We start from the raw sequence: 13,894 nt of genomic DNA on the forward strand, positions 1-13,894 counted from the left end.
GGCCCACGCGCCCGGGAGCCCATCACCTGGCCACGCGTCGTTTCACCAGGGCGTACAGCGCCGGGATCACCAGCAAGGTCAGGACGGTTGAGGAAACCATGCCGCCCACCATGGGCACGGCGATGCGGCGCATGACCTCCGACCCGGCGCCGCCGCTCCACAGGATGGGCAGAAGGCCCGCCATGATGGCCACCACCGTCATCATCTTGGGCCGCACCCGTTCCACCGCCCCCTCCAGGATGGCGGCGCGCAGATCGGCCGGGGATGCTGGGGCGCCTTCCTGCGCCCTTTGGGCTAGGGCGGCCGACCAGGCGTGGTCCAGGTAGATCAGCATCACGACCCCCGTCTCCGCCGCCACGCCGGCCAGCGCTATGAATCCCACGGCGACCGCGACGCTGAGATTGTAGCCCAGCGCCCACACCAGCCAGGCCCCGCCCACCAGGGCGAAGGGCACCGACAGCATGACGATCAGGGTTTCCGCCAGGCGGCCGAAGTTCAGGTACAGCAGCATGAAAATGACACCCAGCGTGGCGGGGATGACCAGGGCAAGCTTCGCCTTGGCACGCTGCAGGTACTCGAACTGCCCGCTCCACTCCAGGCGATAGCCGGGCGGCAGAGGCACCTGGGTCGCCACGGCCCGGGCCGCCTCGGCCACATAGCCGCCGACGTCGCGACCATGCATGTCGACATAGACATAGCCGACCAACTGGGCGTTCTCCGTCCGGATGGAGGGTGGGCCTTGGGTGATGGCCACGCTGGCCAGGTCGCCCAGGGGCACCATGGCGCCGTTGGGGGTGGGGACCAGCACCTGGGTGGCGATGGCCTGCGGATCGTCCCGCAGGTCGCGGGGATAGCGGACGATGACGCCATAGCGCTCCCGGCCCTCCACCGTGGTGGTGACGGTCTCGCCCCCGAGGGCCGTGGCCACCACCTGCTGCACGGCGTCGATGCCGAGGCCGTAGCGGGCGATGCGGTCACGGTCGGGGGTGATCTCCAGGTAGTGGCCGCCGCCCAGACGCTCGGCATAGGCGCTGGTGGTGCCGGGCACGCCGCGCACGGCCGTCTCCACCGCGGTCGTCAGCCGTTCCAGCACCGCCAGGTCGGGGCCGAAGACCTTGACGCCGACCGGTGTACGGATACCCGTGGACAGCATGTCGATGCGGGCCTTGATGGGCATGGTCCAGGCGTTGCTGACGCCGGGCAGTTGCAGCGCCTTGTCCATCTCTTGAACCAGATCGTCCAGGGTCAGGCCCGGCCGCCATTCGGCCCGCGGCTTCAGGGTCACCACCGTCTCGCTCATCTCCAGCGGGGCGGGATCGGTCGCGGTGGCCGCCCGGCCGGCTTTGCCGTAGACGGACGCCACCTCGGGGAAGGATTTCAGGATACGATCCTGGGTCTGCAGCAGTTCCGCCGCCTTGGTGACGGAGATGCCGGGCAGGGTCACGGGCATGAACAGCAGCGTGCCCTCGTTCAGGTCGGGCATGAATTCCGAGCCCAGGCGCGACACTGGCCAAGCCGTCGCCGCCAGGGCCACGATGGCCGCCACCACCGTTACCTGGGGCCAGCGCAGCACCAACCGGATCAGGGGCCGGTAGGCCGCGATCAGCGCCCGGTTCAGGGGGTTGCGCGCCTCCGGCACAATGCGGCCGCGCACGAAGAACAGCATCAGCACCGGGACCAGGGTGACCGACAGCAGGGCGCCGCCGGCCATGGCGAAGGTTTTGGTGTAGGCCAAGGGCTTGAACAGCCGTCCCTCCTGCGCCTCCAGGGTGAACACCGGCAGGAAGGAGGCGACGATGACCAGCAGGCTGAAGAACAGCGACGGTCCCACCTCCCGCGCCGCCGCCAGCAGGGCGGGGGCCCGGGGTTCGCCCGGCGCCAGCCGCTCCACATGCTTGTGCGCGTTCTCGATCATGACGATGGCGGCGTCCACCATGGCGCCCAGGGCGATGGCGATGCCGCCCAGGCTCATGATGTTGGCGCCGATGCCCAGCGGCCGCATGATGGCGAAGGCGGCCAGGATGCCGATGGGCAGGGTGATGATGGCGACCAGGGCGCTGCGCACATGGAACAGGAACAGCACGCAGACCGCCGCCACGATCAGGCTTTCCTCCAGCAAGGTATGCTTCAGCGTCTCGATGGCCCGGCCGATGAGGTCCGACCGGTCATACACCGCCTTGAGGGTGACGCCTTCCGGCAACGCGGGCAGCAGTTCCGCCAGCCGTCGCTTGGTGCTGGCGATGGTGGTCAGGGCGTCAGCGCCGTCGCGCTTGACCACGATGCCGCCGACAGCCTCTCCCTGGCCGTCCAGTTCGGCGATGCCGCGCCGCTCATCCGGCCCCAGTTCCACCCGGGCCACGTCGCGTAGCAGCACGGGCGCCGCCCCGGCCGGGTCGGCCTTCAGCACCACCCGCTCCAGGTCGCCGGCGTCGCGCAGATAGCCGCGGCCCCGCACCATGTATTCCGTCTCCGCCATTTCCAGCGTGCGGCCGCCCACATCGCGGTTGCTGGCGCGCACGGCCTCCGACACCGCCGACAGGGGAATGCCGTAGGCACGCAGCCTGATGGGATCGACCACCACCTGGTACTGGCGCTCGAACCCGCCCAGGGCCGCCACCTCGGCCACGCCGTCCGCCTTGGCCAGCTGATAGCGCACCAGCCAATCCTGGATGCCGCGCAACTCAGCCAAGGTGTGGCCGGCACCCTGGACCACGTATTGGTAGACCCAGCCCACGCCGCTGGCGTCCGGCCCCAGGGAGGGGGCCACCCCGGCTGGCAGGCGCTTTTGCGCGACGTTCAGATATTCCAGCACCCGGGAGCGGGCCCAGTAGAGGTCCGTCCCTTCCTCGAACACGACATAGACGAAGGAGACGCCGAAGTTGGAAAAGCCACGCACCACCTTGGACCGGGGCACGGCCAGCAGGGCGGTTGACAGGGGGTAGGTGACCTGGTCCTCCACCACTTGCGGCGCCTGGCCCGGGTAGTCGGTATAGACGATGACCTGGGTGTCGGACAGGTCGGGCAGGGCGTCCAGCGGCGTGTGCCGCAAGGACCAGGCACCCAGCAGGGCGATGAACAGCGTGGCGGCCAGCACCAGCACCTTGTTGGCGGCCGACCAGTCGATCAGGCGGGCGATCATGGCTGGGCGTCCTTGCTGGTCATGAAGGCCTGCAGGGCCGCCTTCAGGTTGCTTTCCGCGTCGATCAGGAAATTGGCGCCGATCACCACCCGGTCGCCCGTCCGCAAACCCTCGCGCACCTCAACCTTGCCATCGCCCCGGGCGCCCAGATGGACGGCGCGCGGCTGGAAGCGCCCGTCGCCCAGGTCCAGCAGCACCGTCTGGTGGGCGCCGCCGTCCAGGACGGCGGACTCCGGCACCACCAGCAGCGTGGCGCCGTCGCCACCGGTGTGGGGTGTGTCGATGGTCACGCTGGCGTACATGTCGGCCAGCAGGGCGCGGTCGCGGTTGGGCAGGACGATGCGCACCCGCGCCGTCCGCGTTTCCCGCGACAAGCTGGGATAGATGAAGTCCACAACCCCGTCGAAGCGGCGGCCGGGATAGGCCGTCAGGGTGGCGCGGGCCGCCTGGCCGGGCCGGATCAGCCCCACCTCGCGCTCCGGTACCTCGGCCACCAGCCAGACGGTGGACAGGTCGGCCAGGCGGTAAAGCGGCTCGCCCGGCGCCACCCGCATGCCCGCCACCACCGGCTTGTCGATGACGACACCGTCCGCCGGCGCCCTGATCGCGATCTGGCGGGCGGCTTCGCCACTGCGCTGCAGCCGCGCGATCTCCTCCGCCGGGATGTCCAGCGCCTTCAGGCGTGACAATGCGGCGGCCACCAGGTCGGCGGGCCGGCCATGGCCCACGTCGGCATGGCCATCAGCGGCCAGCGACTGCGCCAACAAATATTCCTTTTCCGCCGTCAGCAGGTCGGGGGCGTAGAGTTGCGCCAGCACTTGTCCCCGACGCACGGTCTCACCGGTGGCCGCCACGGCCAGCGTCTCCACCCAGCCTTCGGCCCGGGTGGTCACAACCACCTGGCGCCGCTCATCCAGCGCGACGGTGCCGGTAGCCCGCACCGATCCCACCAGGACCGGCACCTCCTCCACCAGGGCGGTCCTGACGCCCAGGGTCTGCAGCTTGCCGGATGTGATCCGCACTGTGCCCGCGGGGTCGGCCCCGTCGGCATAGACCGGCAAGTAGTCCATGCCCATGCCATCCTTTTTGGGCACGGGCGAGGTGTCGGGCAGCCCCATGGGGTTACGGTAGTAGAGGATTTTCCCTTTGCTACCGGCTGTTGCCGCTGGTTGGGGCTGGCCATAGGCCACGGGAGTGATGAGGAGGGCCAGGCTCAGGCCCAAGGCGACGCGGATGCGGTTCATAGCGGTCCTCCCACCAGGCGTTCCAGGGCGGCGAGCGCCTTCTGCCCCTCCACCTCGATGCGCAGCAGCTCCAGCCGGGTTTGGTGCAGGCGATGTTCCGCCTCCAGCACGGCGGCCAAGCTGCCTTGTCCCCGGCCATAGGCGGCGAGCGTTGCCTCATGGGCGCCGCCCAAGTCCGGCAGCAGTTGCGCGCGGTAGATTCCGGCTTGCTGGCGGGCGGCGTTCAGGGTCGCCAGGGCGTCGGCCAGATCGCCCTCGATGTCCGCCGCCGTGGCGGCCAGACTCTGCCGGCTGGCGTTGGCCTTGGCCGCGGCCTGCCGCTCCTTGGCCCGCTTCGGCTCCGTCTGCAGGGGGATCTTGAAGCCGATGGTGGCGGTGTAGCCGGTGGGGCCATTGTCGCGTTGGATGGCGCCGACGCCCAGGGTCAGGTCGGGATACCAGGCCTTGGCGGCCAGGCGGCGTTCCTCCTCGGCACCGCGCACCTCCGCCAGGCCGGCGGCCAGACGGGGATTGTCGGCCTGGGCCCGTTCGGCCAGGATCGTCAGCGGTGGGGTGGACGCCGGCAGCGGACGGGCGCTGCCGGCCGGGGCCAGCGGTGTGTCGGCCGGTCGGGCCAGCAGGGCGTTCAGGCGGGCGGCGGTGGCCGTCCGGTCAGCCGCAAGGCGGGCGGCCTCCACCTCCGTGCGGGCCGCTTCGGCCGCCGCCATCAGGGCGTCGCCCTGGCTGCCCAGCCCCTGGGCGTAGCGGTCGGCCGCGTTGCGAGCCATCTGGCGGTCCAGGTGCCGCACGTCGCCGTTGACCGCCAGGGCGGCCGAGGCGGCGGCGTAGAGGGCGTAGGCGTCCTTGATGCGCTCCTCCAGCTCCAGGCCCACCGCCCGTTCCCGGCCCCGGGCCGCGTCCACCGCCGCTAGGGCGGCGCTGCGGCGCAGGTCGCGCTTGCCCCACAGGGGGAACTCCTGCTCCACCGTGATATAGGTCTTGTTGATGCGGGGGCCGCTGGTGCGGTCGACCTCATCGGAGTTGATGCGGAAGGTCGGGTCCTCCAGCGCGCCGGCGGCCGACGCGTCGGCATCGGCCGCAGCGGTTTCCAGTGCCGCGGCCTGGAGGGATGGATTCAGATGGCGGCCGGCATCCAGCAGGCCGTCCAGGTCGGCGCCCAGCATGGGGGTGTCGGGGGCGGATGCGGCGTGGGCGGGTGGAGTGAAGGCGAGCAGCAGGGACAGCGCCGTCACGGCGGTCGCCGTGCGGGCATGGGTGTATCGGGTCATGAGGATTCCCTTCCCGAAAGGGTATCAGGGCCGGCATGCGATGCCGGCGGCGCGGACGGACCTTGGGCGGCGGTGGCTCCAGGCCACGAAACGCCCGCGGGGAGACGCCTTCACGGCGTCCCGGTCACGCGCTGATGGGAGGGAAGGGCTCGGGCGCGATGGACAGGCCGGCCCGGACCGCCGCTAACGGCCAGAACAGGACCACGCCGAAGACTGCCGGTCCCGCCGGCTGGCCGAACCGGTCGGGCAGCATTGAGACACCGAGGCAGCCCATCTGCTTGAGGCAGGTGGCGTTCAGGCCATGGCAGGGCCGGTCCTTGGCCGCTACACCGGCCGACTGTGCCATGGGACAATCATCGGGCATGGTCACGGCCGTGTGGGGGGCCAGCGACAGCTCGAGGGGCATGGCTTGGACCGTGGTGCCGCCCAGGAAGGCCAGCAAGCAGAAGACCATCACCATGCCGCGCAGGCACGCCGCCAGCATCCCCGACCGGTGGCCCGGCAGGCTGCTTGTGGTCAGCGAAGAAGAAGGCCGTCGGCGTGACATGTGGCTAGAGGTAGGCCGCGTTGACCAGGAATGCAATGCGTCATGTGCGACCGAGGGCCGCCTGAACCTCACACGAGGGGTGACTGTCCGGGGATAACCGTCTCTGTACACTTTGACCCGATATCCCAGCATCGGCGAATGCCGAAAAAAAGGGATATCCAGATCATCAATTCACAATCCATTGGTCACTATCGTCTGGACATTCGTGTACTCGGCCAATCCATCGAGTGAATTTTCGATGCCCAAGCCCGACTGCTTGTGCCCGCCGAATTCCACATGGGGCGAGAAGCTGTGAATCTCGTTGATCCACACGGTGCCCGCTTCGATGCGGGCGGCTAGCTTCTGAGCCATACCGATGTCCTTGCTCCAAATCGACGCCGCCAGCCCGTATTCCGTATCATTGGCCCGAGCCACCACCTCGTCGAGGTCATTGAACTTGAGCAAGGGCAGGATCGGCCCGAACGCCTCCTCGGTAACGACGCGCGCCGTATCTGGCGGGTTGTCGATGATCGTGATCGGAACGAAGTAGCCCTTTCCCTCTGGGACCTCGCCGCCCAGAAGGAAACGGAGGCCGGTGGCGTGGGCGTCATCCAACAGAACCTTCAGCTTCTCGTATTGCATCCTGTTCTGGATAGGGCCCAGGTCGGTTTCCGGGTGTGCGCCGTCGCCCACCTTGATGGTGCGGGCGACTTCGACCAGCGCTGCCGCCATCTCGTCATAGATGGCCTCGTGAATATAGAGGCGCTTCGCCGCCACGCAGAATTGGGCGCTATTCTGGAAGGCCGCCCAGAACAGCTTCTGGGCCGTCGCCTTGACATCGACGTCCGGCAGGACCATGGCTGGGTCGTTGCCCCCCAATTCCAAGGTCAGTCGTTTCAGGTTGCCGGCCGCCGCCTTCATGATCAACTTTCCGGTCGATGTCGACCCGGTGAAGCTGATCTTGCGGATGCCCTCGTGGGCCGTGATCCACGCGCCCAACTCATTGCCCCCGGACACGATATTCAGAACGCCCTCAGGCAGTACCGACCGCAAGAGTTCCCCCAGTTTGAGTGTGCATAGGGGGGTATAGGGCGACGGTTTGAGAACCATCGTGTTCCCCGCGAGCAGGGCGGGGGCGATCTTCCAGATGGCGAGCAGCAGCGGAAAGTTCCAAGGGGTGATCGCGCCCACCACCCCCAGCGGTACCCTTCGCGTCTCCACCTTACGGCCCCCATCCTCCTCGACCACCTTGGGCGCCAAGGCCTGCTTGGCGATTTCATGGCACCAGATGATGGAACCGCCGACCTCCCACTCCGCCCCCGCGCGTGCCTTTCCTTGTTCCCGGGTCAGCAGACGCATGAAATCCTCGGCATGGGCCTCAATGACGTCACCGATCGTCTTCACCAGGGCCTGCCGTTCCTCCCAGGGGCGCGCCGACCATGCGGGATAGGCGCGGGCGGCGGCCGCGACCGCGGCCTCCAACTGCTCGCGGTCGGCGTCGGGGACCCGCGCGATCACCTCCTCCGTCGCTGGGTTGACCAATTCCAGGCCGCGCTGGCTGAGGACAGGCTGACCGGCAATGGTCATGGCGTAATCGCGATCGAAATCGACCTTCATCGACGTTCTCCCTATTGGTTGGTTTGTCTGTCAGTTGGCCGCTCAGGCGGTCGGCGCTCGAAGCGCGCCGCGCATGATCTTTCCGGTGCCCGTCTTGGGAAGGTCGTCCACGAAGCTGACCCGGCGCGGCACCTTGTAGGCCGCCAGATGCAGCCGGCAGTGGGCCAGCAGTTCGTCAGCGTCCGGGGCCTTGTCGTCCATGGGGACGACGAAGGCATGCGCCACCTCGCCCTTGTCCTCATCGGGAACGCCGACGACCGCCACCATCTTGACCCCGGGGTGCAAGGCGATGACCCGTTCCAATTCGGCCGGATACACGTTGTAGCCGGCGGTCAGGATCATGTCCTTCTTCCGGTCCACCACCGTGAGGTAGCCGTCCGCGTCCAGGTGCCCGATGTCACCGGTGGCCAGCCACCCCGACCGGTCGAGCACCTCCGCCGTCGCCTCGGGACGCTTCCAATACCCCCGGGTGGTGAGCGGCCCGCGCACGAAGACCTCGCCATCCTCCCCGGGCGGCAGGTCGATGGACGGGGCCGACAGGCTGGCGATCCGAACCTGGACACCGGGCAAGGGCAGGCCAACCGTGCCGGGACGCGGCACCCACCAAGGCGAATGGGTCGTTGCCGGGCCGGCAAGCTCGGTCATGCCCCACAATTCCAGAAGCGGGCAGCCAAGCCGGGCCATCACCGCTTGCTGCTTCGCCAGGGGCATGGTCTGACCGCCGACCGTGCACCGCGAGAGGCTGGTGAGGTTGGCGGTGGTGAGATCGGGGTGCGCCAGCAGTTGATAATACATGGTCGGCACCCCCTCGAAGAGGGTCACCCCGTCCCGGCTGATCGTGCGCAACGCTTCCCCGGCGTCGAAACGGGCGGCCGCGATCAGGCGCATCCCGGTCAGGAAAACGGCGTTGAGCACGATGTTGCCGTAGACGTGGGGGAATGGCAGGGCGGAGAACGCCACGTCGCCGCCATGCCTGACATGGAACGTCGCCGTGCCCGCCATGCTTTGGAAGACGTTGCCGTGGCTGAGCATCACCCCTTTCGGCCGTCCGGTGGTGCCCGAGGTATAGCAGATCGTGAACAGGTCATCGGGGGCGACCTTGGCAGGCGGGCGATACGCGGCCCGCGCCAGGCTGAGGAAGCCATCCCCATCGGCATCGGCGCCACAACCCACCACGAAGGGCGCTTCCTCAGCCCTTAAGGCCGCGGCGTTGGCCGCGGAGGTCACGATACCGGCCACCTGGGCATCCTGCGCCATGTAGCGCAATTCAACGACGGTCGCCATGGCATTGGCCGGCACGATGACCGCCCCCAATCGCGCGATGGCGTGATAGACCGCGACCCATTCGATGCTGTTGGGCAAATGCAGTAGGACGCGGTCGCCCCGCGCCACCCCCTTCGCCGCCAAGCCGGACGCGACACGGCCCGCCAGTTCATCGGTCTGGTCGAAGGTATGGGAGGCGCCGCCCAGGAAGCTGAGGGCCACGCGCCCGCCGAACCGCGCCGACGCCCGCGCCAGCAGCGGGGCGATCGTGCCCTGCGCGGTCATGGGGCGCCCCCGGGCCGTGCGGATTTGCCCTGGAATGTCGCCTTTGCCGCGCCCCGCATCGCACCGGCCAACAGCTTTTCGCCAAAGCGCGTGAACAGGATTTTTGAAATGACCGGCCAGAGCTTGGAAACGATTGATTGCTTTGATGGGATATAGAAAGTGTCGTCCGCGTGGTTTCCGGGATCGAAGCGGACCTTGATGCGGCGCATCCAGGAATTGGCGCGGCTGTATCTCTGCCCGAACAGATCCACCACCGGGCCGGCGATGAAGGCCGCGACGCCCATCTTGTTCTTCTGCATCTCATGGATGGAGCGGATGAATGCCGATAGGGTCGCCGCGTACCCCTTCTCGTCGGGGGAGCTGGAAAGCACGCTTTCCGTCCAAAGCTGGCGGCTTTCCGTGGGCCAGGCCCAATGCCCCTCCGTCCCTTCGGTGCACGCCTCACCAGCCTTGCGGCTGGCAGCCACGAGCGTCTCGGCGGCGCGCACCGCCTCGGGCCATAGGTTCCAGGACTCGGCGACGCCGTAGCTGGTCGCCGCGACCGCGATGCGGGACACCCGGGCCACGTATTGGGATGTCACCAGGCCGCGCGCCAATATCTCGGCATGCTCGGGCGCCACCTCCAGGAACCTGCCTCCCGTGGCCGAGACGATATGGCGGACGGTCTTTTCCTGGAACGCGACCTGTGCGGTGGAATGGCCCATGGTCAGGATTTGCCAGCAGAACCGCGTTTCGCCGCAGGCGATTTCCGGCAAGGTGCCGGTTCGGTGGGCTTGGGCGTGATCAATCGTGTCCCGGCTTAAGGAAAGGGCCACGTGCGCCGGCGGCATGCGCAGCATGGCGAAGCAGACGCCCGCCTGGTTCAGGCGAAACGTGGCGGCGGCCTGTTGCTCCGCCGTATCCCAAACCGGGGCATAGAAGCGGAAGTTTTCACCGATGGGCCATCCCGTCTGCGGGAAGACCCCTGTTTTCTGCAGTTTGGGTCCGCCCGTCCAGGGATAGAGCTTGTACCCGATGCGGGTGAAGACGCCCAAAGCGCCATGAGCGCCCACATATCCCCGCACCATGCCGCGGAAGCCGATGCCGGGCCCTTCCTCACTGAACCAATTGTCGGCGCCGTCAGAACCGATGCGGACGATCTCGCCTTCTGGGGTCACCCACTCCAGCGCAAGCAGATTGCGGGCGTTTTGCCCCGTGCTGGCGCCGGTGATGCCGATGCCCAGCATGGATGTGGCGGAGGCCAGCGGTGAATGGCCCGGTCCGGCCCCGATGATATGACATGTGAGGCCGTGCCGCATGGCCGCCGCCTGCAGGCGGCCCGCCGTCGCGTAAGGCTCGATCACCGCCATCTGGTTCAGGGGATCGATTTTCACGATGCGGTTCATGCGGGCAAGATCAATGACGATGCCGCCGGGCTTCTGGTTCACGTACATCGCGCCGTTGCCGGTGCTGACCGCGCGATAGTTTAGACCGAACCTGACGCAGGCCTTGACGACGGCGGCCACCTCCTCGGTCGACTGCGGCATGACGACGGCGGCCGGCCACGCCTTGAACTTCGGGCCGGGCACAGCCCCAACCCCGCCGTTCCAGCAATAGTTGCTCAGGGTCGCCACGTCGGCCCGCGCGAACTCCTGGCCGACGATGGCGCGGAAGGCGCCCAGCGCTTCGTTGATCGTGCTCATTGCTGTTCCCCGCTACGCTGGCGCAGATAGTCCATGAGGCTGATGACGCCGATGCCGAGGCCGTCTTCCTCCGCGATCTGCTTCAAATGACCCACGCAGCCGCCGCAGCTGCTGATCAGCAGCTCCGCCCCGGTCGAGCAGGCCTCACGCAGGCGCTCCCGGCCTGCGCTGCGGGCGAAATCAGGATTGAACTCCTTGGCCCCGCCACCATTGCCGCAGCAGAACGCCGACTCCCGGTTGCGCGGCATCTCGACGATTTCGGCGTTCACCGCGGTCAGTAGATGCCGGGGCGCGTCATAGACGCCGGCCCCGAAGTTGGTATGGACCGGGGGGGTCCTGACCTTGAGGTAATGCTCATGCACCTCCCAGTTCCCCCGCCAGGGTTGGACGGCCTCGCCAAGGCGCCCCAGGCGGCAGGAATCGTGGTAGGTTACCCGCTGCCTCTCCCGGGCGGCGCCGGTGAAATTCCCGCTGAGCCATTCCGTGAGATGCAGGGTTTCGACATTTGGCATGACGAGGCCCAGCCGGGGAAAGACGTTCCTGACAGCCGCGAACGCCTGGTCATCGCAGATGATGAGGCGCCGAGGCGGGCACCCTTGCACTTGGCGCAGGAAAGCCTCCGCCAAATCCCGGGCCTGCCCGCCGTCACCGATATCGAACGCCAGTCCGCCAAGATCGACTTCGTTCTCACCGGCGATGGCCACATCGACACCCGCCGCCCCCAGCCGCCGGATCACGTCGCGGAGTTGCGGCCAGGCCCCCTCGTCGAACGCCAAGTCGCCAACATACAGCACCGTGTCGGCAGCTTGGTCGGGCCACCGCTTGACGTCCACCGTCGCGCACCATCGCCCGCGCGAAGCGGGCGGATATCCAAAGCGGTTGCCCGTCGCCCGAAGGTTGGCTAGCAACCGCTTGAGCGGTTCCGGTAGCTGACCATCGGCGACGACCTGCTGCCTCAGCGCATAAAGGGCGGCCAGCGGCTCGTACGCGTCGCCAAAGTTGGCCTTGCACGCCACATCGCACCCACCACAATTCGAGCATGAATAGATGGTGTCGATGAGCGCATCATCGTAGTTGATGAGACCCTTTAACAAAGCATACGCGTTGATCATCTTTCCACCCCCGCTATAGGGATGGAACTTTCCATAGTGGACGCTGGGGCAAATCTGCGCGAACTCGTCGCTCTCGATATTGGGGACCCATTTGCAACCGGAGCACCGGGTGCAGGCCTCCAGATATCCGGCACGTTCTTGAAGATGCTGCATTTTCTGTCTCAATTCGGCTGAGGCGCGTCAGAAGCAGAGGCGGCCTGGATTGAGGATGCCGTCGGGATCGAACATCTGCTTGGTATGTCGAAGGAAGGGCACCAGGGCTTGGTGGTTTTCGAACGCCATCTTGGTCCACGGCGCATAGGGCCGACTGAAAAGGCCGCCGGCTTTCGCGCACTCTTCAGCCAAGGCGGTCGCGGTCAACGCGGCCATTTGGGCGACCCTGGGGGCCGCAGCACCGTAACCCAGCGTGAATTCCAGATGGCAATTGCGCCCTTGCAGCCGCGGCTGCAGGTAGACGCCCAGGCGCATCGGGGTGCTGGCGCCAGACTGGACGCGCGCCTTGACCCTGGCGATGAAGCCCGGTGCCCGGTCGATTTGGGTCAGGAAGAAGAGTTCGCGGTAGGCCCGCCCCGCCGCCGCCCGGTGATCGTGCGAGGACGACGTTTCCAGCCGGGTTCTGACATCGTCCGCCGCGACCCCGCGGAGGCTGGTCACGGGCATCAAGTCCTGTTTCGCCGCGATGGCCGCCAGGTCTGCCGCCTCATACGAAATCTGGTCCTGGGGGAACTCCGCGGCGGCGGCGAGGCTCACAAACAGGACCCAGGCGGGAAGCTGATCGGCGACGTCTTGATAGGAATTGGCCGCATCCACCATGAGCAAGGCCATTTCACTCCTATCCATGATGAACATCGCCCCGCCCAGGCGGCGATAATTCAACTCGGAGCAGATCTGGATCAACGGCTCGATTTCTTCCGCGCCGATGAAATAGCTTTTCTCAATGGTCGGCCGCCGTTCGCAAAAGACGGCGGCCCAGGTAACCACGCCCAAAGTGCCTTGGGCGCCTTGCAGTACACGCATGAAGTCGGTGCCGACCGGCCCCATGGCTGTCAGGTAGCGCATGCCGGCCCGCCAATGCTCATCCATGGTCCCGGGGGCGGCGGCACTTCCCGTGTGGAAGGTCTCTCCCGTGCCGAAAACGACTTCAGCCGCGCCGAGCGGGTCAAGGACGTCCCATTGCTCTTTGACGTTGAGGATGGGCTCGCGTTCCAGATAACTGGCGATCACCGATTTACCGGGGCGGGGGGCCAAGGGCTTGAAAGTTCTGAGCCCATGCGGCGCCAGGGCCGCATCCAGTTCCGCGAAGGTGACGCCTGGTTCAATGACGGCAACCGCATCCTGGGCGTCGATATGGAAGACGCGTTTCATCGCCGACAGGTCCAGGAACACTGACTTCCTGGAAGAGGTGGCCCCCCGTCTGCGTCCAGGTCCTGATGAACTGAAGGTGGTGATGGGGGTTTTGGCGGCCCGGCAGCGCTTGATCAGCGCCTGAATTTGTTCAACGTCTTGGGGCTTATGCACCGCCAGCGGTTCCGCTTCGCTACCGGTCGCGTGCGCGCCCGCATAGGCGGCGATCGGCGCTGCCATGGTTGGCGCGGAAACTCTCCTGATCGGCGCGGCTGGTGCTGGCGGCGGCGCCACAGGCGATTCTGCCTTCAATCCCGTATCCTCCCGGTTTTGCCGGAGCCTCACATCCGCCCTGCATCATCATCCTCCGGGGGCGGCGGGGCCATCCGATGGCGCGGATCTTAAGGCCCAGTC

9 protein-coding genes are annotated in these 13,894 nt (G+C 67.3%); all 9 read right to left on the reverse strand.

Features of this window, described 5'->3' with window-relative positions; all coding sequences use genetic code 11:
- Window positions 1–22: 22 nt before the first annotated feature.
- Window positions 23–3,139, reverse strand: coding sequence for an efflux RND transporter permease subunit (locus FHS74_RS19025; RefSeq protein ID WP_184803552.1), 3,117 nt, complete (start codon window positions 3,137–3,139; stop codon window positions 23–25).
- Entirely contained in the window at window positions 3,136–4,383 is a 1,248-nt protein-coding gene (locus tag FHS74_RS19030; protein WP_184803554.1) for an efflux RND transporter periplasmic adaptor subunit, read from the reverse strand. The genes FHS74_RS19025 and FHS74_RS19030 overlap by 4 nt, the downstream gene beginning before the upstream one ends.
- The gene (locus FHS74_RS19035) at window positions 4,380–5,651 is read right to left on the reverse strand and encodes a TolC family protein (RefSeq protein WP_184803556.1); all 1,272 of its coding nucleotides are present in this window, start codon (window positions 5,649–5,651) and stop codon (window positions 4,380–4,382) included. The genes FHS74_RS19030 and FHS74_RS19035 overlap by 4 nt, the downstream gene beginning before the upstream one ends.
- Window positions 5,652–5,775: 124 nt before the next feature.
- A complete protein-coding gene (locus tag FHS74_RS19040; RefSeq protein WP_184803558.1) occupies window positions 5,776–6,135 on the reverse strand; it encodes a hypothetical protein in 360 nt (119 codons plus the stop codon).
- 234 nt (window positions 6,136–6,369) lie between these two features.
- Window positions 6,370–7,794: an aldehyde dehydrogenase family protein gene (locus FHS74_RS19045; RefSeq protein ID WP_184803560.1), complete on the reverse strand. Its 1,425-nt coding sequence runs from the start codon at window positions 7,792–7,794 to the stop codon at window positions 6,370–6,372.
- Window positions 7,795–7,836: 42 nt separating this feature from the next.
- A complete protein-coding gene (locus tag FHS74_RS19050) occupies window positions 7,837–9,342 on the reverse strand; it encodes a class I adenylate-forming enzyme family protein (protein ID WP_184803562.1) in 1,506 nt (501 codons plus the stop codon).
- Window positions 9,339–11,024 (reverse strand): FAD-binding oxidoreductase, encoded by a 1,686-nt coding sequence (locus FHS74_RS19055; protein WP_184803564.1) that lies wholly within the window; start codon window positions 11,022–11,024, stop codon window positions 9,339–9,341. The genes FHS74_RS19050 and FHS74_RS19055 overlap by 4 nt, the downstream gene beginning before the upstream one ends.
- Window positions 11,021–12,289, reverse strand: coding sequence for a (Fe-S)-binding protein (locus FHS74_RS19060; RefSeq protein WP_184803566.1), 1,269 nt, complete (start codon window positions 12,287–12,289; stop codon window positions 11,021–11,023). The genes FHS74_RS19055 and FHS74_RS19060 overlap by 4 nt, the downstream gene beginning before the upstream one ends.
- A 27-nt stretch (window positions 12,290–12,316) precedes the next feature.
- On the reverse strand, window positions 12,317–13,720 hold the full coding sequence (locus FHS74_RS19065) for an FAD-binding oxidoreductase (protein ID WP_184803568.1): 1,404 nt from the start codon (window positions 13,718–13,720) through the stop codon (window positions 12,317–12,319).
- Between the last annotated feature and the right edge of the window lie 174 nt (window positions 13,721–13,894).

Source organism: Nitrospirillum iridis (assembly GCF_014205765.1).
In the GTDB taxonomy this organism is placed as follows: Bacteria; Pseudomonadota; Alphaproteobacteria; order Azospirillales; family Azospirillaceae; genus Nitrospirillum; species Nitrospirillum iridis.